This window comes from Enterococcus crotali (genome assembly GCF_000633635.1).
GTDB classification, from domain to species: domain Bacteria; phylum Bacillota; class Bacilli; order Lactobacillales; family Enterococcaceae; genus Enterococcus_L; species Enterococcus_L crotali.
This window is the reverse complement of the sequence record NZ_AYPQ01000003.1, coordinates 324,252-346,476: the sequence shown is the minus strand read 5'-3', so window position 1 is coordinate 346,476 and position 22,225 is coordinate 324,252. Positions and strand designations below refer to the sequence as shown.

Sequence of the window (22,225 nt, the reverse complement as noted above, 5' to 3'; positions counted from 1 at the left end):
CTATCCTCACGAATTACTGTAATTTTTTACGTAAATAACCAGTTCCAGCATCGATCAAGAATACTGTAATAATGATCCCAAACAAAATGATTCCAACTTTATCCCACGCTCTTGATTGAATCGCAAAAATCATTGGTGCACCAATCCCACCTGCTCCAACTAACCCAAGCGTTGCGGCACTACGAACCGCTATTTCAAAGTGATTCAATGCTAGTGATAAAAATGTTGGAATCAACTGCGGTAAACGGGCATAAAACATCGTTTGCCAAAAATTAGCACCCACAGCTGTCATCGATTCTACTGGTGCTTCATCCATCGACTCGATTTCTTCTGTATATAGTTTACCCAACATACCGATTTGATGAACACCGATTGCCAAAACTCCTGCAAACGGTCCGGGTCCTACCATCTTCACAAAAATGATGGCATAAACAAGTTCCGGAAAAGCTCTTAATACGTTACAGATAAACTTGCCGATTTTCGAGACGATCGTGTTTGATTTCCACAGGTTGTGTGCACTGATAAACGTTAACGGTAAAGCTAAAATAGTCGCAATCACTGTCCCTAAAAAGGCAATCCCGATGGTTAATAGTAACAAGCTTAATAAATCCTCACCGCTACCATCATAAACGTATCCCCAATCTGGTTGAAACAATCCAGAAAGAACAGATTTGACCATATCAAACGACATATTCCCAGCTTCTGAATAGTCGATACCAGCTGCAGAATAAAGAATGATCGCTAAAACAACGATAATTGGCAAATAGCTTTTTACCTTTCGATTTATGCTCATTATACCAACCTCTTTCTGATAATTTCACTGATCCAATCGATCGTGATCACCACAACTAATATAGATAAAATAATGATCGACACACGATCATAGCGCATCAAACTCAATGAAGAGTTCAAAATCACACCGATCCCACCAGCTCCAACATAGCCTAAAATCGTAGACGCCCGAATATTGACTTCAAACGCATACAAAGAATAGCTAGCGATTTGGTGCGATATTTGCGGTGCAATCGACCAAAATGCAATCTGGCTCTTTGTCGCGCCAACAGATTCAGCGGCTTCGATCGGTCCATGATCGATTGTTTCAATTGCTTCATAGACTAGCTGAGATACCATTCCAAATGTAAATACAGCAATCGTTAAGACACCTGTAAATTCCCCGATCCCAAACATCGCCACAAATAAGGCAGCCAACAATAAGTTAGGAATCGTCCGAACAATACTCATTAAAAATCGAATGATCGTTGTTATAAAAAAGTTTCTAGTCACCACTGTTGTTGCTAGAAATGCAAAGGGCACAGCAAAAATTACGCCAAGCGTTGTTCCCACTACTGACATTTTAATTGTTTTCAACATCGGTTCAATGATTTTAGGGATATAACTCCAATCAGGACTAAGAAAACGCTGTAAGAAAATTCCCATCTGATCTAAGTTATTAAAGACATCCGCCATTTCGGCCCCCGTCACACGTGCACTTGAATACACGCACAAAAGAACCAATGCTACAATAAATAAATGCTTATATAAATCGCGGTGAATCGTATCTTTTAACTTCATTACGCAACACCTTCAGTTTGCTTCAAGATATCCGCACCATAAATACTCGTCAATACCTCATCTGTCGCCTCTTCTGCTGTTCCATCAAAAACCACTTCTCCATCACGTAAACCAATGATCCGACTAGAAAATTCACGAGCTAAATCGACTGAGTGCAGATTGATCACTACCGTATGATTTAATTCTTGATTGATTTTCTTTAAGTCTTTCATGATTTTTTGCGTCGTGATCGGATCTAATGATGCAACTGGTTCATCCGCTAAAATGATCGATGCTTGCTGAACCAATGTTCTTGCGATCGACACTCGCTGTTGTTGTCCACCACTTAATTCATCGCTTCTTGAATGAAGCTTATCGGCTAAACCAACACGGCCTAAAGCGTCATTAACTAAAGCGTAATCTTCTTTTGAAAAAATTCCGAAAATACTTTTAAATGTTGAATAATAGCCTAATCTTCCTGAAATTACATTTTTTTGAACAGAACTTTTTTTCACTAAATTAAAGTGCTGAAAAATCATTCCGATATTTCTACGAATTCTGCGTAAATCTCTTTTATTAGCTTTCGTGATCGAAGCATCATCGATAGTAATATTGCCTTCACTGATTTCATTTAAACGATTGATTGAGCGCAATAATGTACTTTTTCCTGCACCACTTAAGCCGATCACAGAGACAAACTCACCGTCGTTGATAGTTAAATTAATATTTTTAAGCCCTTTGACCCCATTATTATAGGTTTTTGTTACATTTTCAAACTGAATCATGATTTCTCCTTTTAATAAAAAATAGCAAGAGGTCGAGATAAAAGCGTTTAGCTCCGAGAAATAAGAAGGAATTCACGAAAATAGTTCTTCAAATTTTTGTGAATTCCAGCTTATCTCCAAAGGAGCTGCTTTTCTTTCGCCGTTTATTTAGTTTTGCTTCATCCTCTAAACGTCACGCAAGTGTAGCAGCGTTTTACTCTGCTGCTTTTTCTGTATATTCTTCAACTGTGTCGTAATTTTTATCTTCTGCTTCCACGTAGCCTTTATGTCCCCACATTGCCATCGCTTCTGCACCTTCTGTATCTTTAGGCATTGCCAAGAAAACCTCTTTGACTTTTGCTTGTAAGTCTTTGTCCATTTTCGGCTGAACAGCGATGGCATCATTTGGAATATCGCCTTTTGTTAAATATAAGACTTTTAACTCTTTAAACAAGTCGTCTTTTTCAAATTTCGAGGCAAACACATTACGCGCCCCTTCAAAAACAAAGCAAGCATCTTGTTGACCGTTTAAGACAGCTGTGATCTCACTTGGGATATCATTAACAGTCGTTAAGGTAACGTCTTTTGTCGGGTCGATCCCTGCTTCTTTCATTTCAACGACTGGATAAATATAACCACTGGCTGAATTTGGACTCAAGCTTGCGATTTTTTTGCCTTTTAACTCTTTTAACGAATCAATTCCACTATCTGCGCGAACAAGAACTTCACCTTTAAACGTGCTTGATAGCTTATCAGCTTCCGGTTTCCCAGTCTCACGATTATAGGCACCTAATTCAGAAGATAGAATCGCTGTTGCGGCTTTTTGGTTGCGTGCTTGAACATATGCTGATGGTGGCATGATCCCAATATCAACTTTGCCGGATGCCATCGCTTCAACGATCGTTGAATAATCTGTCGCCAAGGTAACATTGACATCGCGACCTAATTTTTCAGTTAAATATTTTGCGAAAGGTTTCGCTTTTGCTTCCATCGAACCATCGTTGTTGGTTGGAACAAATTGTAATTCTAGCGGTTTTGTATCATCTGCAGCTTTTTTATCGCCACCTGAACCACACCCCGTAAGTAACCCTACACTCAAACCAATAACAGACAGCAACCCTAACAATTTCGTTCTCTTTTTCACTCTTTCCATCCCTTCGCATTTTGGCATTGCTAAAGCAGTTGATCATTCCTCTGCTCTAGTTATACCTATTGTATTTTAATGGTGTAAATTTCTCATAATATAGAAGTAAACTTTGTGTAAATTTTCTGAAACTCACTTCTCTATTATTGATGTCAAGCTATAGTACAAACACTTGATCCTTTTCAGTAAATTCCACTGAATTTTTCATTAAAAACAAATGACCAAGCTAAAATCAGTATAGCATAATTTAGACTTTTTTCTAGACCAGTTTTCATTTTTTGCTTATTTTTCCCTCATAATTCTTTTTGTTAAAAAGGTAAAATAAACCTTTATTCTATGGGTTTTCTAGCGTTTATTACTAATTGTTATTGCTCATTTACGCAGAACCTTTTGTTATACTTTAATCTTATGAGATGATTATGAAAAAATATACTTACTCACATCTCATTTTATTTTCCAAAATAGTTTAGATACAACAACAATAGCAATGGTACAACCAAACACAGCAAGACTAGAAAAAGATAATAATAAAACCACTTTTTGTTCTTTTTTATTCCTAAGCGAAACGTTATTCCACTATATACCATTAAAATAAAAAGGTAGATGCTGGTGCCCTTACCAGCAAAATCCATTGAACTTGCCCCAGTCATTATTCTTAATAGACTGTACGAAATAAGGACTGTTACAACTCCCCACGCAACCCAAATGATTCTTTTCAAATTATTCACCCTCTACTCGTTCATCTATTATTTTCAAGCCTGACTTCTTTTCAACTTTACTATACGAGAGAAGAAAAAACTATCATACATTTCAAAATAAAAAAACAGACACATCACCATTTCAGCGTTGTGTCTGTTACTTTGGTTATTTTTCCGGATACATCTCATCCGCTAATTTTTCGATTCCATCTAACGATTGATAGCCGTAACCGAACATATAATTATAATCGACGGCATAAACTTTTTTGTTTTTGATTGCCTTCATACTTGAAAGTTTAGGATTTTTCAGTACCGCATCGATCATTGTTTCCCCTGAAATTCCACCTTTCATCGTACTCCAATCCGCTACGATCAAGACATCTGGATCTGTTTCAATCAATTTCTCCACACTTACTTCACCTTTTTCATCTTTGAAAATATTGTCTAGTTTCACCATTTTGAAAATATCATTGAAAAACGTTTCATTATTTGCTGGATAAACGTATAATTCTTCTGGATCTGAGGTGTGGAGATAAGCGAATGTTTGATCCTCTTTAATTTTAGTCAGCTTTTTATCAACCGTTGCTTGGCGTTCCTTTAGCTCTGCTTTAAACGCATCTGCTTTTTCACTTACGTTGAATACTTTTCCTAAATTATCGATATCATCGTAAACTGATTCAAACGTGCCTCCTGTGACAGAAGAGTTTAAAACAAAGGTTTTGATGCCCATATCATTTAGTGTATCGACCGTTCCCACACCCCAATCTTGGTTATCAAACAAGCCGCCACGTCCATAAACCAAATCTGGATCAACACTTAGAGCCATTTCTTTGCCGATATAATCAGTGGATAAGTGGTTCAATTCATTAAATTCTTTTTCAACCGATTTATCTGGTTCACCAAACACAGCCCCTACACCAACGATTTTATCTTTTAATCCTAAATGCAGTAGTAATTCTGCTGCTGGTTGTGTATTGGCTAACACCTTTTCAGGTGCTTTATCAAACGTTTGCTCTTTCTTTTGCCAGCTTTCTGCCCCTTCTGCCTTTGTAAAGTTTTGCACAGTCACAGGATAACCTTCACTTTGATTCTTCTCAGTTGCCTTTTGTTCTTTTTGGCCGCAGCCCGTGATAATAGCCAAACTTAATAAACTAACAATAAATGCTTTTTTCATTTTCACGCATCCTCTTCATGTATTTTAAATCCAGTAACTAATCTAAAGAATAGGCGAAGCCTAAACGATTCGTCACCGGATTTTTATAAATCGTACAATGAACACCATAAATCTCTTCAATCAATCGTTCTGTAAACAATTCTTCTGGTTTACCTTCTGCGATGATTTTTCCTGCTTTCATCGCATAAATATAATCACAATAATGTGCTGCTAATTCCAAATCATGGAGCGCCGCCAAAACACCGATTTCTAGATTTTTCACACAGCTCAATATTTCCAATTGATAGCGAATATCCAAATGATTGGTCGGTTCATCTAAAATCATGTAACTAGGTTGTTGAGCGATCGTTCGTGCTAAAATGACTCGCTGTTTTTCACCACCAGATAAAGATAAAAAACTTCGCTCTGCGTAATTGACCAAGTTGGTTTTAACTAAAGCATCCATAACAATATCGATGTCTGCTTGAGTGTCGGACTCTAACAATTTTTTATGCGGTGTTCTTCCTAGTAGGACCATTTGAAAAACACTCAAATCAAAGTTTAATTCATTGAATTGATTGACCACTCCTAATTTTTGCGCCACTTTCTTTTCAGAAACTGCTAAAAGGTCCAACTCATCTAAAAAGACACGTCCAGCTTTTGGTTTGATTCCTTTGTAGATTCCTTTAAGCATCGTTGATTTACCACAGCCGTTTGCGCCAATGATCCCAACAAATTGCTTTTTTTGCGTTTGAAAAGAAATACTTTTAACGATCGCCTCTTGTCCGATCGTGATTTCTAAGTCGTTTACATTTAGTTCCATTGCTAGCCTCCGAAATTGTAGCCTTTTTTGACAATGATGTAGATGAACAGCGGTGCACCGATTACTGAGGTGATGATCCCGATCGGCAGCTCAACGTTTGGAATCATGATTCGAGAAAGCACATCTGCCCAAATCATAAATAATGCTCCGGATAATGCCACGATCGGTAATAATCGTTTATGATCAGAGCCGATCAGACCACGCACGATGTGAGGAATGATCAAGCCGACAAAGCCGATCATCCCCGAATAAGCTACAATTACTCCCGTCAAAAGAGCCGCTAATAGTAAATATAACTGACGATATTTTGCCAACGGAACGCCTAAAGTAATCGCTGCTTCATCTCCTAACAACATCACATTCAAAATCCGATGCTGAAACAAAAAGAAGCTAGTAATCAACACAACTACAACTGATAAAACACCTAATTTGTTCCAACTTGCAGAAGCTAAGCTGCCCATTGCCCAAAAGGTTACTGTCTTCATCCCTTCAGCATTATTTGCCAAATAAACAATAAAACTTGAAACCGAACTACATAATGCCCCAATCACTGAACCAGACAAAACCAATTTAACAGATGTCATTCGTCCACCGATCCCTGATAAAACAAGTACACCAAATGCTGCAGCCATGGCTCCGACAAAGGCACCAAATGCCAAACCAAACTGAGAGAAAATACTTCCGGTTCCAAAGCCTACAAGAATCGCAAATGTTGCGCCCAGTGAAGCGCCCGAAGAGATGCCTAAAATATAAGGGTCTGCCAAAGGATTTTGAACGACTGCTTGCATCACAGCACCTGTAATCGCTAAGCCCATCCCAACAAACACAGCTAAGATCACTCTTGGTGTCCGCACAAACCAAATAATATTCACTGCAGAGTTACTGGTTATCCCATCCAACGACCCTAATCTACCGCCAGAAACTTTCGTTAAAAGAATCTGTACGATATCTTCAATAGAAATATTCGCCTGCCCATTGATCAATGAATAGACGATCGATAAAAAAATAAGTGCTACTAAAAATATAAGGATCAATGGATAGTACTGCTGTGTTTTCGCTTTGATCTTTATCTCATTTGTCTTGATTGCCTGCAAAAAAATACGCCTCCTGTGTACCTGAAAATCAGAACTACTTGTTTCTTTCACTCATTCCTGACACTTGCTCATTCAAACTCTTGGTCCATTGTGCCACAGGTTTTCTGCGACTTGTAGGTATCTTTAGCTTTTCATCAATTATCGTGATGTCAAGTAAGCCAATAATTTGTCGATCAATTGCCACACCTACATTTTCCTTGAATACTTCGTCGAAAATCACAGGAATCGTACGCCACGTAACGCCGATTTGCCTAGTCCAAGCTGCTAATTGAAAATTTTGAATAAATGCTGATACCGCGCCGATCGCTTCCAAGTTCGATTTTTCACTTTCACAAATAGGTGCAGTTACAATTAATGTCACGGGAACATCTAAAAAATAATCCTGTGTTCTCTTCTTAGCCTTTTCGAGATTTTCTTGATCATAGCGTGCCCAAGTATCTAACCGATCATAACTGCTCATGATTTCTTTCACAAATACTTGTCGCTCTTGCGACTCACGAACAATTACGACTTCCCATGGCTCTTCTTTAGAATGATAAGGTGCATAACTAGCACTTTCTAATAGCGCATGTAGCGTTTCTAAAGGAATCACTCGATCCGTTAACGTGCGAATCGTTCTACGGTCTTTAATGAGTTGCTCGATTGAACTCTTTTCCATCTTGATTCTCCTATTCTTTAATCAATTTATGCTAACTACATTCGTAACTTATAATTCAATTTTCTAACTGAAAATGAAAATCATTCTCAATTAGAAATTAAGAGTACCATTTCACTATTTTTTTTGCAAGTCTCTTTTCACTTTTAAAAACAAAAAAAACGCAGGTCTGATCAAATCAGACAATGCGTTTCTTATACTTACCCTTACACTAATTCAAACGTTAATTCCTGCGTCTCTTTCACATTAGCTCCGACAAACACAATGAATGCTCCTACTTCTTCTTTAAATACCATCTCTTTGGTATAAAATTTCAAATCTGCTCTCGTCAAAGTAAAAACAACTTCTTTTTCTTCACCAGCGTCAAGCGCAACTTTCTTGAATGCTTTCAACTCTTTTACAGGACGAACTACAGATCCTGTCACGTCTTGGATATACAATTGAACGGTCTCGACTGTTGCACGCTCTGATTTATTTTTTACTTTGATCGATACTTCAAGTGTTTCTTCCATTTTTTCACTACTTACTTTCAACCCAAAATAATCCACTTGACTGTAAGATAATCCGTAACCAAATGAGAATAATGGATCATTTGGACTATCTAAATATTTAGAAACAAAGCGACCTTTGTGAGTTGTACTAGTTAGTGGACGACCGGTCTTAAACTCACTGTAGTAAATCGGTAGCTGTCCAACCGAATAAGGAAAACTCATACTTAAACGGCCGGTTGGATTGGTTTGACCAAAAATAATATCCGCTAAAGCATTGCCCCCTTCCGTGCCAGGGAACCAAGCTTGGACGATTGCATCCACTTGTTCGACTTCCTTTGTTAAAACAAGTGGTCTACCACTGATAACGATCAGCACTGTTTTTTTATTCAACATTGTTAATTCTTGTAGAAAGTCTTGCTGAATACGCGGCAATGTAATCTCAGTCCGGCTACCCGCTTCACCACTTTGCATTGTATGTTCACCTAACGCAAACACGATCGTGTCCGCTTGTTTGGCTAATTCCAGTGCCTGAGTAAGTTCTTGTTCTTTTGCTTGTTCATTTAAACCAATTTGTTCGATTTGATCCTTCGTTGCACCAAATTCACCTAAAAAGGCATAGTCTTCAAGCATGTCACAGCCTTGTGTATACAATAAGTGCTCTGAATCAAGATAGCTTTCAAAACCTTTTTTGATTGTCACAACATCTTCACGTTTTCCATGAACCGCCCACAAACCGATCAATTCTTGATTATCACCATATGGTCCTACCAGTAATACTTTCTCTTGGTTTGGAGTCAACGGCAAAACATCTCGTTCATTTTGCAGTAGTACCATTGATTCAGCTGAAACCTTTTTCGCCAATTGACGTTTTTCTTCTGTCAAAAAGACTTCTGCTTCCTTTTTCGAACTAGCGCCGCGATAAGGATCTTCGAATAAACCAAGATCATTTTTCAATTTTAATACACGGTAAACAGAACGATCCACTAAGTCAGCACTGATTTCGCCCGCTTCGATCAATGGCTCCAATTCTTTTGCGTAACACGGCGTTTTCATGTCGATGTCTGTTGTGGCTTCGATAGCCAATTTAGCTGCTTGCCGATCATCAGCAGCTACACCATGAGCGATCAATTCTTGAATTGCAGCATAATCAGAAATGATCACACCATCAAAGCCCCATTCTTTCCGCAAAATATCTTCAAGTAGAAATTTATTTCCTGTCACCGGCATCCCATCATAGGTATTAAAGGATGTCATCACTAATTGACAGCCTGCATCCACCGCAGCTTTGTACGAAGGTAGATAATCTTGACGTAATCTGCGTTCTGACATATCAACTGTGTTATACTCACGACCACCTTCAGCTGCGCCATACGCCGCAAAATGTTTCACACAAGATGCAATACCACCGCCATTGATCAAATCTTTCTGTAAGCCTGTCACCATTGCTCTGGCAAAGGCTGAATTCAACACTGGATCTTCCCCGGTTGACTCCAAACTTCTACCCCAACGTGCATCACGGACTAGATCGACCATCGGAGCAAACGTCACATGTGCTCCGGCAGCTTTAGATTCTTCTGCAGTCTGTTGATAAGCCAGTTCGATCAGTTCTGGATTCCAAGTCGCACCTAAGCCTAACGGAATTGGAAAAATTGTACGATAGCCATAGATAATATCGGCCATAAATAATAACGGAATCTTATGCCGACTTTTCTTTAAATAACGATCTTGAATTTCTCTCGTTTTATCCGCTCCAGTGACATTCAGTACAGAACCAACCTGATCCACGATTTTCTGATCAATCCCTAATTTTTTTTGCGGACCTACAGCCAGCTCATCCGCATGGAAAAAATCACCAGATAACTGAACTAGCTGTCCGATTTTTTCTTCCCACGTCAATGAGTCGAGTAATTCTTTTAATTGTCTCTCTTCCATTTTTACACCTCTTCACTTTGTTCTTTCAGGTATGTTTTTTTATCAAGACGTTTGAACCATGGGTACCAAAGAAGTGGTGATAATACCAATTGGATCACTAATTGTAAAATGATCACAGAAATACTTCCTTGAACAGCTGCATGAAATCCGACTGGCAACCCAAAAATCGCTTGCACTCCGACAAATTTTGACACTAGCCCGATTTTCGTTAATACATAGGCTAAAATCAAGCCAATACTATTATTGAAAATAAACGGAATCGCTAAATCAAAATTCAATACTAAAGGTGTCCCAAAAATCACAGGTTCTGTGATTCCAAATAATGCTGGTACAATCGAGATCTTCCCGACTTCTCGATATTGCTTACTTTTAGCCCGCAGCATCAATAGCACTAAGCCTAGTGCCATCCCTCCAAATGTAATAATATTGAAAAATGCTAACCCAACGATATTCGGTGGTACTTGACCAGCTGTTACCGCATTCATATTTTCAACATCCATTGCCATCCATAAAGGGGTAACTAACGGCAAGATCACGTTTGTCCCATGAATTCCGAAAAACCAAAGAATTTGTTGGATCAAACTTAGAATAATCATTGCACCGATCGAGCCGCCGATTCCTTTCAACGGTTCTTGGATGATCGTATAAACAAACTGATGCATATTACCAAACGCTGTTAAACTAAAGCCAAAATCAACTAAAATAAATAAAATCCCAATCAATACTGTAGGAATCAGCGATTCAAACATCCGTGTCACCATTGGCGGCACACCTTCCGGCATTTTGATCGTCCAGCCTTTACGCTTGATTGCGATAAACAAACGTCCCACGACTAGTCCTACGATCATTGCTGAGAAGACACCTTGGGCACTTAACCATGTGGTTGGTAATGCTGCAATATCATCCGCCGTTTTATCAAGCGGTGTGATCAAAAGAAAACTCATTAATGAAATAATTCCAGCAGCAACATAGTCTTCTTTTTCATCTAATTTACGAACTAAATTGATCGCCATTAAAACTGAAATATATAATGCCAAAGAACCAATAGTAAACGTGTTGACTTTTCCTAGGAGTGAAATCACCTGTGTGAATTCTTGTAATGTTTTAGACATATTCATAAAAACAACTAATAATACCGCGATCGAACCGATAAATACTGGACCTAACGTTGACATCATGGCACCAGAAATAGCTTGAAGATAAGGATTATTTCCCATCTTATCAAAAAATGGACTCACCTTATCAAAAAGACCAATTAACTTTTTCTTCATGTTTATTCCCCTCTCAATATCCAGTAAGCGCTTTACTTGAGTTCAGTATACTGAGTATTCGCCCTTTTTTCTGTGCTATTTTCGTCTTCAAATCGGAAAAATAATGACTTTTTTATTTAAAATATTTTTGCCGATATTGTTGTGGAGACAAGGTGTAATTCTTTTTAAACACATTGTAGAAGGATTTCACCGAGAAAAAACCATTGGCCATCGCGATATCTAAAACGGTCATATCTGTATCTCTCAATTGATAATAGGCTTTCTCCAATCGTACTGTATTCACATATTCAGAAAAAGGAATGCCCATATATTTTTTGAAAAAACGTGAGAAATAAGCTGGATCATAGTTAAACACTTCAGCTACTTGCTCTAATTTTAATGATTGATTGTAATTTTTTTGCACATATTCATTCACTTGCTTCAAACGCTCTAGATGTTTCAAGCTTTTGATTGTCTTTTTAGTTGTTAAAGGAATACTATAATCTTTTGTCAATAGTGATAAAAGCGCCAATGTCCAACTTTTAACAAGCAGATTGGTTGATAAATCATTGACTTGATACTCTCTAAAAATTTGATTCAATAACGTTTGAATTCGTTCATCTTTGTTCTTCAAAGGAATTAAATTGAATAAAACTGATCGTTATACTGATCTTGCGTCATTTCCTGTAAAAACTTTAAAGGAAACTGCATGACAAACACTTCGTTTGGTAACGGACTTCTAGAAGAGTGAATAATATTTGAGTTGATAAATAAGGTATCCCCTGGTTCCAGTAAATAGGTCACCTGTGGAAAACGAACTTCTAAGTTTCCTTTTAGACAATATAATAACTCTGCACTTTCATGCCAATGGGTAGAAATCAGTCGATCTGGATTTCTTGATGTAAAGGAAAACAGTTTGAACGGATAATCTTTATTTGGTGAGATCATTTCATGTTTCATAACCAACCCTCTTTCACTTTGATTTGACGATTAAATTATAAGCTATTTTTTAGGTCAAGAAAATGAGAAGGCTTTTTTACTTATTTTTCATATTGAGTGAAACTCATTTTTATGATAGGGTTAAGACTGATTAAATAAATGATTTTTGTTGGGAAAAGGAGCATAAAATGAAAAAAACACTAGTAGCAGTCCTTGCTTTATCCATGCTGACTGTAGCAGGATGCGGCAATTCAAGTGAAAGTAAAAAAACTTCTGAAAGTACAAAAACAGAAGCTCAATTTGAAAAAGAGTCTAAAAAACGCGAAGAAGATGCAAAGAGAAAACAGGAATTAGTTCAGGAAGTTTCCATTTTAAAAGAGTCTGTTGCTTCAATGGAAAAGCTCCAAAAACAAGCTGAAAAAATGGCAACAGAAAATACCATGGAAGATATGCAAGCAAGCTATGATGAAGGTGTAACATTAGGCAAACAAGGACTTGAAGATCTTAAAGCTCAATTAAAGGATTCAGAAGCTGAATTAGAAGCATTAAAATAGGACAACAAAAAAGAGCTGAAATCAGCTCTTTTTTTAGTCAATATTACGTAATTGGAAAAACGAAACCACTTCACCAATTCCCATAAAAATCAGAATACCACCAAATAGTTGGAAAAGTACTAGTAAACTACTAAATGGATTAAATGTCAAAACCAGTCCAGCAATGATCAAAATCACGCTATAAATCAGCATCGGCAACCAGCTAACGTTGACATACGTCCGTAAATTAACTGATTGAATTACTCGAGTGACGCCAACAATCACGATTACTAGCCCAAGGAAAATTGGTAAAATACTAACAATTCCTTTCGCAAAAACTAGTACAATTCCTGCAATCACTAATAAAACGATCCCACCTAGAAAACTCATTCCGTACGTGCCGGTTGCTTTTTTGACCCGAAAACCATCGTACAAATTCAATACGCCCATAATGCAATATAAGCCGATATAAAATAGACCGCTAATTGAAAAACACTTCTTGGATTGATCAAAATCAATACACCAAAAATAATATAAACAATTCCTCGCAAAAGCGCATATTTCCTTAATTGTTCCATAACATTATTCATCGTTATTCCCTCCATTAACACTTTACTTAATTTCTACTTATATTGTATAGAAATTCTTGGAATAAGACGAATGATATGGTCTGACTTTCACGATATTTTATAACAATTTTTATTCAACTGACAAGCTTTTTAGAAATAGAAATCTGAATAACAACTAAAAATACTATTTTTAAACTTATTTAAATTGCCCATTTCTAATTACTATCAATCATTTAATCTTCGATTTCTTTTTCAACTACCTCACCTGTTTGAGCATTGATTTTGATGGATACCTCAGCATTTTCAGAACGTACTTTGACCTCCCAATAAGTGATAGACAGTTCTTGATCTAAGGACCACTCGACAGCTTCACCTTGCCCAGCACTTTCTTGCGCTATTTTTGAAACTTCTTCCAATGACTGTAATTCTTTTAAGTTTAATGCGCTCTTTTCTTTTTCCACACCATTTTGGTCTTCACGATCTAATGTTTCTTCCCGTTCTTTTGTTGTTTTTGCCGTTGCTGCGTTGATTTTCACTTTATATTCTTTACTATCATCGACTCCTTCGATCTCATAATAATAAGAGCCAAAAGAAGTGTCTAAATCAAGTGAGGTGATCGTTGTATTTGGGTATGCTTTTTCATATTCTTTGATGGCCTCTTCAACAGTCACCTTTATCTCGGACAGTTTAGCCTTCTCATTTGTTTTCTTGCTGGACTCGTTGGTCGTTGACTGATTGAGCGTTTCACTGCTGACCTGACTTTGGTCGTTGGTTTCCAGTGATTTGTTATTGCTTGTACAACCTGCCAAAATAAATCCTAAACATAGCGTTCCTATAATCATTTTTTTCTTCATATTGTTCATCCTTCCTATTTTCCTCTGCTTTACACTCTTATCTTAACAACATGGTTAACAGAAATAAATAAACCTATGTGAAAGTTAAATGAAGAAATCTTCATTTTTTATGGATTGACCATTGGGAAAATCAGTGTAAATCGAGTTCCTTTAGGCGTTACATCGCTTACCATGATGTTCCCTTGATACAGCTCAACTAACTCTTTAACAATCGCTAAACCAATTCCTGTACCTGGAATTTCACTAGAACGAGAGCGATCCACTCGATAAAATCGTTCAAATACTTTACTCTTTTCTTCGTTTGAAATACCGATCCCTGAATCCTCTATCAATAAATAAATCCCCTGCTCCTTAGAAAAAAGCTTAATGCTGATTGTTCCTGTATCATCTGTGTACTTCATAGCGTTCTCAAGCAAGTTTCTAGTTATTTGATAAAAATGTTCTGACCGCCCCTTGATCACTATTTTTTCTTCAATTTGAACAGTCAAACGTTGCGGCATTACAACTTTTAACTCGTTGATGGTTTGATTTATTAACATTGATAAATCGATGGTTTCTGTTTCTAATTGCTTTTCCAGGCGTCCTAAAGTCAATAGTTGCTCCACTAGTATTTCCATTCGTTTTGATTCTTTGTCGATATATTCTAGTGAAGTTGGGATTACTTGAGGGTGTGTTTTGCCACGGCGTTTGATCAGATTGACATGCCCACGAATAGCCGCTAGCGGTGTCCGTAGTTCATGTGACGCATCGGTTACAAATTGCTGCTCTCTTTTTAACGATGCTCTTTGTTTCATCAGCAACAAATTAAATGATTTCGCTATATTTTGAACTTCCAGCGGCGTTTTTGGAACCGTTAATTGTTGTTCAGCAGACGAGCTTTCCAACTGACTGATTTCCTGATTCATGTAAACTAATGCCCCACTGATTTTCCTTGAAAAACGATACGTAACCAATGAGCCAATGATGATCACAATAAAAGTTAGAAAAATGGTAAACGAAAAAATTCGACCAATCACTTCAAATTGATCTTCCATATCAACTAAAATAGTCACCTTCGTCTTTCCTGTTTGAAAGCTTGTATAGTAATAAGGCTCCAGCTCACTTGTCCATAAAACACGATCCAACAAGATGAACTGCTTCAAAGTAGAAAATTCATCATATAGTTCTGCTGCATCATCCGATGAAAAAAGCACCTCGCCGCTCCCTAATCCAACGCGAATCAAATACGGAGAATTATCTTTAGCAACCGATCCAGCTAAAGTATTTTCCCAACCATCTAGTGTTTTTTGCTGACCGCCTTTTAATGATTCTTCTACTAATACTGTCTGTTCTTTCGTTGATTCATATAATTCCGCAATCGTGATTCCCATAATTGCTAGACTTAAAAGCAATACCGCAGAAACAAGTAAACCAATAAAGCGAATCGTCAGTTGAAATTGAGTCGTATTTTTACGTTCACTGAAGGTCCTCTTAGTTTCCGCCATCATTTGACCTCAATACATATCCTACTCCACGAACAGTTTGAATCAAACGCTGATTTGGATTGTGATCGATCTTGTTTCTCAACGAACGTATATAAACATCCACAACATTAGTCTGACCAAAATAATCATATCCCCAAACTGCATTGAGTAGTTCATCTCGTGTTAAAACGACCTCTGGCTGTTTGATTAGTTCTGCTAATAATTCAAATTCCTTTTGAGTCAATTGAATCAACTCTTCAAACCGTTCAACGGTTCGTTTGGTCAAATCTAATGATAAGTCATTATACTGATAAACCAATTGCTGTTGGAGCTTTTCTTGTTGCTCCGTTCGTCTTAGGATGACTCTGATTCTTGCTAACAATTCTTCTATTTCAAATGGCTTCGTGATGTAATCATCTGTACCCGCATCCAGACCGCTAACTTTATCAGCCAACTGATCTCTAGCAGTCATCATGATGATCGGAACTTGGCTATTACGGCGAATCCTTCTTGCTACTGTGATGCCATCATATTTTGGCAACATCCAATCTAACAAGAGTAGCGTAATCGCTTCTTGATGTTGTTTATATAGTTCCAACGCCAGCTCACCATCCGGGGCATAAAGCACTTCATACCCTTCAAACTTAAGTTCTTCCGAAATAAAATTAGCAAGACTCGCTTCGTCTTCCACTAGCAAAATGACTACTTTATTCATTGTTCCACCGCCTTTTTACATAGCGTACCCACTATTTTTAGCTTGGTCAAGCAAATCATGATGAAAAAATCTTCATTTTTATAGGATGAAGGATATTGTAAGTTGGATAGTTTTATTGTGTAATATAGGCTGTCGCTAGCTTGGGGTGGGGCTGGATATTTTGTTTGGTTATATTTCTGAGTGATTTTACATAATCCAGCTCTAGAAAGAGCTAGACAACAAAGACGATCCTTATTTCGTACGATTTGCATAACCATCATAAAAGAGAAAGCGACCACTTTTAGCTTTGCAAAAGGTTTATTTTTCACTATCGTTTCTTCAGAAACAATTCTGGATTTGTCAAATTTGTCCTATTTTTCAGACTAATTTGATCATTTATCATGATCTATTATCAGTAGAAATAATACTTCATTTCAAAAAAATTTTTGTTATTTTTCCTTATATATAAGGAGCATGATTTTCGTGTTATTTAATGCCTTATCACAAAAAAATCCATTGTGAACCAGCCACTCTTTATGTATAATAAAACGCACAGGATAGAAATAACTAACATTAAAAATAAATAAATTGGCTCTTCGTGGTCTGGCGCCAACCAAACCGGAAGCCTTGTTCAAACAGTAGCACCTGTCAAACAACTTTGCCAATAGTGTAAGGATAAATCTATTTTTTGTTGTACACTCATTACAGTGGCGACATATTCTATAGTTTCTTTATCTTACCTATTTGTAGACGATTACAGGTCATCTGTGGATCGTCTTTTTTTATTTCTATCCTACAAATTTTGAGAAAAGAAAAATAGGCACTTCATCGTTCGGCGCCAACCGTTCAATGAAGCCCTGAATAGAAAGTAGCACCTCTCTATCCAAGTTGCCCATTTACCAGTACCGTAGTACCAGCTTCTTTATTGTACCTAATTCTTGTAAGAATTTCTAGACACTTTTGAAATTTTATCTGGACTGGCCATTATTCAGCGATAGAGACGGACAACTTTAACATTTTTCTTTAGCTCTACATACTAAAAAGAAAAGGAGCATTCCCATGAAAAATTCCGTCATCTGCATCAAAACTGTCCCTTATCAAGAGATTCTAAACCTTCGAGATTCACTCGAGCGTTTAGAATCTTGGAAAGAACCACTAGAAGTTTTGGAAAAGTATTTTACCAATCCAACTACGCCAATCAATAAAAAGCAAGTAGTCAAACAATACTATGCTAGTGCAAAATTATTTGAAACCTTTCATAAAGAATATGCGTTTTTGATAACTGAATCACAAAAACAATTAGCGAGTATCATACAAAATCAAAAGATCTAATCAAAAAATAAAAAGGAATATTTTTTGCGTATTTTGGTATTGTAAGGGATAAATTGAAAAACGCATACGTTACTGCCGTAGAAAAGTTTTGCAAGATAGAATAAAGGAAGGGGGCATCTTATGGATACTGTAAAAGAAGGTCAGGCGTTCTTTTCCTACAAAGACAGTGAAGGCATTATTTCTCTCATCCCAAAAGTTAATGATTACTTTGCTAATGCTAAACCAGGTGAGTTTACAGACAGTGATGATCATTTAGCAACTGATTTTACACCTATAGGAACTGAGCTGGATGATTAAACAAAGAGACATTGTCACAATCGATTTTGAACCTGAAATAGGTAAGCGAAATCAAAAAAAGACGACCTGCTTTAGTCATGAGTCGTGATGAATACAACCTTTCTTCAACCCTGATTATTGTCTGCCCCATCACCTCAACTAAGTCAAAGCATCCTTACTTTGCAGTGAGGCTTTTGAGAAAGAAAGCAAGGTCAATACAAAGCAAGTTTACTCACTAGATTTTACCGAAAAAGGTGGACGGAATGTTCAAGTAATCGGTCATTTAAAAGCAAAGGACTTTTTAAACATTGCTCAACATTTTCTACTAAACTTCAATTTTCCTTTTTAAAACAAACGAAAGACTTAGAAGTTCCTTACCATCTTCTAAGCCTTTTCTACTAATTATGTACGTCTTTCCTATGTCCATTCGTTACAACAAGAATTGTTATCGTCTCATCATCTATATCCGCAATAATACGATAGTCTCCAATTCGATAGCGCCATTGACCACTTTTATCGCCAACCAAGCCTTTTCCTATTATTCTGGGATTTTCAATCCCTTCCAGATATTTATCAATCCACGAAAGAATTAATTTTGCTTGAAACCGATCCATCTTTTTTAATACTTTTTGTGCTTCCTTTTCATACCGAACAACATACTTTTTTTCTTTCATAAACCAAGTTCCTTCATCATTTCAGCGTGAGAAATACTTTCATCTTTTATTCGATGCTCTTTCATTAATTTATTGTAGGTGTCCAAATCAATTTGATCTTCTAAACTTTCCAAAATTTTAGTCCTAGCAAGTTCAGATAAGGATAGCCCATTAAACTCAGCCATTTTTTGCATGAACTCTTTTTCATCCTCAGATAGTCTGAATGTCACTGTGCTCATTTCGTTCCCTCCTTTTGTGTACAAATGTGTTACAACGATTGTAACACATTTGTACACAACTCTCAATTTTACCGCCCTTTCATTTCAGATTGTTTATATCCAGTTTTTCACTTCTCAATCACATAATCAATCTCAATCACCAAAGTAGCGCCATCTAAAAAATACTTGCCAGTTCCTTGAATCCCTGAAAGTTCTTTCGTTCCCGTTTTCTCTTTTATTACTAACTCATTTTGCGGAAGTCCCTGTTCGAAAGTACCACGTTCTTCTAAAACAAATGTCCCCTTACGTTCTTGTAACGATCCTTCAAAAAACAGATACCCTAAATAAGTGGCTTCAGATAGATGAGGATTTTCCTTATTATACTCAGAGTAATGCAACAAGTAATCAGCCATGAAACAAGCCCCAACCTACTTTTAACCAGCATCCCCAACACTTCTCAGCTCTTGCTTTATCGCTTCATAATAACCTAACTTGTAAAAGTTATACCATTGTTCTATTTCTTTCTCAGGCTTTGCTTGAAGTGCCAGCAAAATTTCTTTTGCAAACTCTAAATGCCCAGTCCCATTGGCTGTAATCAAGTTATCTACTCTTATTGCTTGGACTTCTACATACTGGTTTGCACCCGTATAGTTCGCGCCAGCATAATCTTGTAAGTCTTGTAATTGGTTGCTCGTATGTTTGTGATCATTTAGTAAACCAATACTTCCCAGATAAACAGTCGCATCACAAATCGCTGCAATTACAGCGCCTTGTTGTTCCGCTTTTTCTACTAAAGCATCAACTTCTTTTGCTTTATCCGAGCGCCAAGACTTTCCGCCAATTAAAATCAGCGCCCCAAAGTCTTTTTGACATGCTTCAGCAAAGGTATAATCTGGCAATGTAGAAAAACCACCCATTGAATGAATCGCTCGTTTTTCATTTGAAACTGTTTTAACCGTGAATCCTTCTAGCTGATTCAACTCAGCGGCAATCGATGCCGCTTCCCAATCTGCATAGTCTTCTAATAATACAAAAAGCACTTCAGTCATGTTTTATTCCTCCTATTATTTTAAGTTCTAGACTGAGAACTCATATATCACTTGAAATTCATCATACAACAGACGTGTGACAACTGATTGTCAGCTTTTATAAAGAAAAGACATTTGTTCAATTTTCGCTTTGACCGCTTCAACGATCATAGGAGGTTCGATCACTCGTACCTTATCTTGTAAACGTAAAATAAAGTCGACTGATTTTTTTTGATCCAACAATGGAAAGACGATTGTACCAGCTACTTCTTGCTCATTTTCTTCAAAAAATTCTGCGCCTAATTTATCGATCAAGTATAATTTATCTTCTTGCTTATAAGTTAAGACGATTTGCTGAATTTCTGGCGATGTGATTGCTTCCAAATAATCATTTTCAGACACCATAGTTAACTCTACACCCTCCAGAGGTCTAGGTTCAAATGACTTATCTAACAAATCGTAGGTTTGAATCCTAGTCAACTTAAACAGGCGAAACCCTTGCCTTTTTAAGCAAAAACCATATAAATACCAATGCGATGTTTTAAAAATAAGCTTATATGGCTCTATTTTCCGTTCAGAATATCCTTTTTTGGAATGATAGCGAATAATAACAATTCTCTGCATCGCTATCGCTTGTCGTAAATCGTTTAGTTTATTTCTCCCTTTGCTGGGTTCATACCATGAGGATAGATCGATCAGCAAATCACTTTGAGGCTGCTGTAAGTCAGAATTCGGGGCAATTTTTGCCAACAATGGGCTTATTTCAGAAGACGGTGAAATACTTTGAATTGCCGAAAGTCCGGTCATAATCGTTGAAATATCCTCTTTTGAGAAAACATGTTTACTCACTTTATATCCCTCGACAATACCGTAACCACCATGAATACCTGAATAAGCAATAATCGGAATTCCAGCCAAATTCAATGTTTCAAGGTCACGATAAATGGTTCGTTTAGACACTTCTAGCCGTTCCGCCAAACATTTAGCTGTCATACGGTCATTTTCTGTTAACAAATTTACCAGGCTGAGTAAGCGATCGATTTTCATAATTTCTCCTTTTCACTACATCTATATGGATTAAAAAAAGGAATCCACTGCTAAATGCTCATCGATTCCTTCTTTCTTGCTTTTTATCTCATCATTATAAGGTGTAATTGGTGATAATACAATTCGCTCACGTAGATCATCGCATCACAATTAGATCTTAGATACATCCCTCTACAAAATTATGTTATCCTTCAAAATTTCCAAATCCGTAATCACGATCTTCCTATCCTGAATCTTAATCGCACCTAAATCTTTCAGCTGCTGCATCATTCGATTGACACTACTAGCAGAAGTGATTCCACAAAAATGAGCGATTTCTTCATTTGTCACGACAAAATCAATCAATAATCCGTCTTCAATCTGCGTACCAAACGTATCATACAACTCATAAATCTGCGTACACACCGCCCCAAATTTGCCATTCATCAACATTTGCTGCATCTTCTTCATCGAATACATCAAACGAACCCGGTAATAATCTTTCACATACATCTGTAGTTCTTTGCTTTGATTGATATCCTTCCAAAACTGAACGCGATCAATTTGATACAATTCTGCTTGCTCTGATTCGATCCGAATATTAAACGGTGCATCGATAAACTGGGAATATTCATCTCTCAACAACGATACGATTTCCAAACTATTAATATATCTCAAATTGAATTCTCGTCCATCTGGCGAGATGACGCTAGTTTTGATGATACCGCTTTTTAAAATATAGGCATACCGATCTTGCAACCCTTCATATGTAAGGTACGTTCTTTTTTTCTTAACGACAACAGGAAACGAATGATCGTCTAAGTATTCTTGCAATACATGGCTATCCATTTAGTAACTCCTTATCATTTTTCAGAAATTTTCTGTAAAAAATAAAATCTATTCTTATTTAAGATGATAACACATCGAAAAGCAACAACAAATGTATATGACTTTTGTTGCGTTTTTTTGTTAATATCTTTTTTTTAAAACAAATCCGCATTTTTTTTTATGATTTTTTTCGTATAGTATCTATACACTAGCTTTCAGAAAAGAATTGTAATTTGCAATTTTAGCTTATCATAATA

28 protein-coding genes and 2 pseudogenes are annotated in these 22,225 nt (G+C 36.9%); 5 read left to right on the top strand and 25 right to left on the bottom strand.

Features of this window, described 5'->3' with window-relative positions; translation table 11 throughout:
• Positions 1 to 13 precede the first annotated feature (13 nt).
• From phnE (V192_RS0110000) to phnC, 3 genes are read right to left on the bottom strand one after another with little or no spacing between them, the layout of a single operon-like run.
• A complete protein-coding gene (gene phnE / locus V192_RS0110000) occupies positions 14 to 793 on the bottom strand; it encodes a phosphonate ABC transporter, permease protein PhnE (protein ID WP_025871330.1) in 780 nt (259 codons plus the stop codon).
• The gene (gene phnE / locus V192_RS0109995; RefSeq protein ID WP_025871328.1) at positions 793 to 1,572 is read right to left on the bottom strand and encodes a phosphonate ABC transporter, permease protein PhnE; all 780 of its coding nucleotides are present in this window, start codon (positions 1,570 to 1,572) and stop codon (positions 793 to 795) included. The genes phnE (V192_RS0110000) and phnE (V192_RS0109995) overlap by 1 nt, the downstream gene beginning before the upstream one ends.
• Entirely contained in the window at positions 1,572 to 2,336 is a 765-nt protein-coding gene (gene phnC / locus V192_RS0109990; RefSeq protein ID WP_025871326.1) for a phosphonate ABC transporter ATP-binding protein, read from the bottom strand. The genes phnE (V192_RS0109995) and phnC overlap by 1 nt, the downstream gene beginning before the upstream one ends.
• A gap of 41 nt (positions 2,337 to 2,377) precedes the next feature.
• Here phnC and V192_RS22745 point away from each other — a divergent pair.
• A pseudogene (locus V192_RS22745) lies at positions 2,378 to 2,572 on the top strand (hypothetical protein); the annotation flags it as partial.
• On the opposite strand, the gene V192_RS0109985 reads toward V192_RS22745, so the two are convergent.
• The 10 genes from V192_RS0109985 to V192_RS21235 all read right to left on the bottom strand — a co-directional run bounded on the left by V192_RS0109985 (position 2,530) and on the right by V192_RS21235 (position 12,515).
• Positions 2,530 to 3,468, bottom strand: coding sequence for a phosphate/phosphite/phosphonate ABC transporter substrate-binding protein (locus V192_RS0109985; protein WP_029948212.1), 939 nt, complete (start codon positions 3,466 to 3,468; stop codon positions 2,530 to 2,532). The pseudogene V192_RS22745 and the gene V192_RS0109985 sit on opposite strands and share 43 nt — an antisense overlap.
• Before the next feature lie 440 nt (positions 3,469 to 3,908).
• Positions 3,909 to 4,178: a hypothetical protein gene (locus V192_RS0109980; RefSeq protein ID WP_051581947.1), complete on the bottom strand. Its 270-nt coding sequence runs from the start codon at positions 4,176 to 4,178 to the stop codon at positions 3,909 to 3,911.
• Between the two features lie 145 nt (positions 4,179 to 4,323).
• The gene (locus V192_RS0109975) at positions 4,324 to 5,331 is read right to left on the bottom strand and encodes an ABC transporter substrate-binding protein (protein ID WP_025871320.1); all 1,008 of its coding nucleotides are present in this window, start codon (positions 5,329 to 5,331) and stop codon (positions 4,324 to 4,326) included.
• Positions 5,332 to 5,368: 37 nt separating this feature from the next.
• The gene (locus tag V192_RS0109970) at positions 5,369 to 6,133 is read right to left on the bottom strand and encodes an ABC transporter ATP-binding protein (RefSeq protein WP_025871318.1); all 765 of its coding nucleotides are present in this window, start codon (positions 6,131 to 6,133) and stop codon (positions 5,369 to 5,371) included.
• Positions 6,134 to 6,135: 2 nt separating this feature from the next.
• Positions 6,136 to 7,227 carry a FecCD family ABC transporter permease gene (locus V192_RS0109965; RefSeq protein ID WP_025871315.1) on the bottom strand — a complete coding sequence of 364 codons (1,092 nt, stop codon included), beginning with the start codon at positions 7,225 to 7,227 and terminating at the stop codon, positions 6,136 to 6,138.
• A 34-nt stretch (positions 7,228 to 7,261) separates the two neighbouring features.
• Positions 7,262 to 7,885, bottom strand: a complete 624-nt coding sequence (locus tag V192_RS0109960) for a nitroreductase family protein (RefSeq protein ID WP_025871313.1) — start codon at positions 7,883 to 7,885, stop codon at positions 7,262 to 7,264.
• 203 nt (positions 7,886 to 8,088) lie between these two features.
• On the bottom strand, positions 8,089 to 10,305 hold the full coding sequence (gene bglX / locus V192_RS0109955; protein ID WP_025871311.1) for a beta-glucosidase BglX: 2,217 nt from the start codon (positions 10,303 to 10,305) through the stop codon (positions 8,089 to 8,091).
• Between the two features lie 2 nt (positions 10,306 to 10,307).
• On the bottom strand, positions 10,308 to 11,576 hold the full coding sequence (locus V192_RS0109950) for a PTS sugar transporter subunit IIC (RefSeq protein WP_025871309.1): 1,269 nt from the start codon (positions 11,574 to 11,576) through the stop codon (positions 10,308 to 10,310).
• Positions 11,577 to 11,688: 112 nt separating this feature from the next.
• Positions 11,689 to 12,189, bottom strand: coding sequence for a helix-turn-helix domain-containing protein (locus V192_RS21240; protein ID WP_029948211.1), 501 nt, complete (start codon positions 12,187 to 12,189; stop codon positions 11,689 to 11,691).
• A 5-nt stretch (positions 12,190 to 12,194) separates the two neighbouring features.
• On the bottom strand, positions 12,195 to 12,515 hold the full coding sequence (locus tag V192_RS21235) for a cupin domain-containing protein (RefSeq protein ID WP_029948210.1): 321 nt from the start codon (positions 12,513 to 12,515) through the stop codon (positions 12,195 to 12,197).
• Between the two features lie 167 nt (positions 12,516 to 12,682).
• On the opposite strand from V192_RS21235, the gene V192_RS0109935 reads away from it, so the two are divergent.
• Entirely contained in the window at positions 12,683 to 13,048 is a 366-nt protein-coding gene (locus tag V192_RS0109935; RefSeq protein WP_025871307.1) for a hypothetical protein, read from the top strand.
• A 33-nt stretch (positions 13,049 to 13,081) separates the two neighbouring features.
• Here V192_RS0109935 and V192_RS19870 read toward each other — a convergent pair whose 3' ends face one another.
• From V192_RS19870 to V192_RS0109910, 6 genes are all read right to left on the bottom strand, one after another.
• A complete protein-coding gene (locus V192_RS19870) occupies positions 13,082 to 13,462 on the bottom strand; it encodes a DUF308 domain-containing protein (protein ID WP_239644635.1) in 381 nt (126 codons plus the stop codon).
• 2 nt (positions 13,463 to 13,464) lie between these two features.
• Positions 13,465 to 13,617 carry a hypothetical protein gene (locus tag V192_RS22160; RefSeq protein WP_239644634.1) on the bottom strand — a complete coding sequence of 51 codons (153 nt, stop codon included), beginning with the start codon at positions 13,615 to 13,617 and terminating at the stop codon, positions 13,465 to 13,467.
• A gap of 212 nt (positions 13,618 to 13,829) precedes the next feature.
• Positions 13,830 to 14,450 carry a PepSY domain-containing protein gene (locus V192_RS0109925; RefSeq protein WP_025871305.1) on the bottom strand — a complete coding sequence of 207 codons (621 nt, stop codon included), beginning with the start codon at positions 14,448 to 14,450 and terminating at the stop codon, positions 13,830 to 13,832.
• Between the two features lie 107 nt (positions 14,451 to 14,557).
• On the bottom strand, positions 14,558 to 15,934 hold the full coding sequence (locus V192_RS0109920) for a sensor histidine kinase (protein WP_025871303.1): 1,377 nt from the start codon (positions 15,932 to 15,934) through the stop codon (positions 14,558 to 14,560).
• Positions 15,921 to 16,628 (bottom strand): response regulator transcription factor, encoded by a 708-nt coding sequence (locus V192_RS0109915; RefSeq protein WP_025871300.1) that lies wholly within the window; start codon positions 16,626 to 16,628, stop codon positions 15,921 to 15,923. The genes V192_RS0109920 and V192_RS0109915 overlap by 14 nt, the downstream gene beginning before the upstream one ends.
• A complete protein-coding gene (locus V192_RS0109910; RefSeq protein WP_025871298.1) occupies positions 16,625 to 16,936 on the bottom strand; it encodes a hypothetical protein in 312 nt (103 codons plus the stop codon). Before V192_RS0109910 ends, V192_RS0109915 begins: the two co-directional genes overlap by 4 nt.
• 730 nt (positions 16,937 to 17,666) lie before the next feature.
• Here V192_RS0109910 and V192_RS0109905 point away from each other — a divergent pair.
• From V192_RS0109905 to V192_RS21230, 3 genes and pseudogenes are all read left to right on the top strand, one after another.
• A complete protein-coding gene (locus V192_RS0109905; protein ID WP_025871296.1) occupies positions 17,667 to 17,939 on the top strand; it encodes a hypothetical protein in 273 nt (90 codons plus the stop codon).
• Positions 17,940 to 18,059: 120 nt separating this feature from the next.
• On the top strand, positions 18,060 to 18,236 hold the full coding sequence (gene mazE / locus V192_RS0109900) for a type II toxin-antitoxin system PemI/MazE family antitoxin (RefSeq protein ID WP_025871295.1): 177 nt from the start codon (positions 18,060 to 18,062) through the stop codon (positions 18,234 to 18,236).
• Positions 18,229 to 18,564 (top strand): annotated as a pseudogene (locus tag V192_RS21230) (type II toxin-antitoxin system PemK/MazF family toxin). The gene mazE and the pseudogene V192_RS21230 overlap by 8 nt, the downstream one beginning before the upstream one ends.
• A gap of 49 nt (positions 18,565 to 18,613) precedes the next feature.
• On the opposite strand, the gene V192_RS0109890 reads toward V192_RS21230, so the two are convergent.
• The 6 genes from V192_RS0109890 to V192_RS0109865 form a co-directional block, all read right to left on the bottom strand.
• Positions 18,614 to 18,889, bottom strand: a complete 276-nt coding sequence (locus tag V192_RS0109890; protein WP_025871293.1) for a type II toxin-antitoxin system RelE family toxin — start codon at positions 18,887 to 18,889, stop codon at positions 18,614 to 18,616.
• A complete protein-coding gene (gene relB / locus V192_RS0109885) occupies positions 18,886 to 19,107 on the bottom strand; it encodes a type II toxin-antitoxin system RelB family antitoxin (RefSeq protein WP_025871290.1) in 222 nt (73 codons plus the stop codon). Before relB ends, V192_RS0109890 begins: the two co-directional genes overlap by 4 nt.
• A gap of 107 nt (positions 19,108 to 19,214) precedes the next feature.
• Positions 19,215 to 19,499, bottom strand: coding sequence for a DUF3224 domain-containing protein (locus V192_RS0109880; protein WP_025871288.1), 285 nt, complete (start codon positions 19,497 to 19,499; stop codon positions 19,215 to 19,217).
• Positions 19,500 to 19,520: 21 nt separating this feature from the next.
• Positions 19,521 to 20,135, bottom strand: a complete 615-nt coding sequence (locus tag V192_RS0109875) for a DJ-1/PfpI family protein (protein ID WP_025871286.1) — start codon at positions 20,133 to 20,135, stop codon at positions 19,521 to 19,523.
• A gap of 90 nt (positions 20,136 to 20,225) precedes the next feature.
• Positions 20,226 to 21,161 (bottom strand): helix-turn-helix transcriptional regulator, encoded by a 936-nt coding sequence (locus tag V192_RS0109870; protein WP_025871284.1) that lies wholly within the window; start codon positions 21,159 to 21,161, stop codon positions 20,226 to 20,228.
• 171 nt (positions 21,162 to 21,332) lie between these two features.
• Positions 21,333 to 21,989 carry a Crp/Fnr family transcriptional regulator gene (locus V192_RS0109865; RefSeq protein WP_025871282.1) on the bottom strand — a complete coding sequence of 219 codons (657 nt, stop codon included), beginning with the start codon at positions 21,987 to 21,989 and terminating at the stop codon, positions 21,333 to 21,335.
• Positions 21,990 to 22,225: the final 236 nt, after the last annotated feature.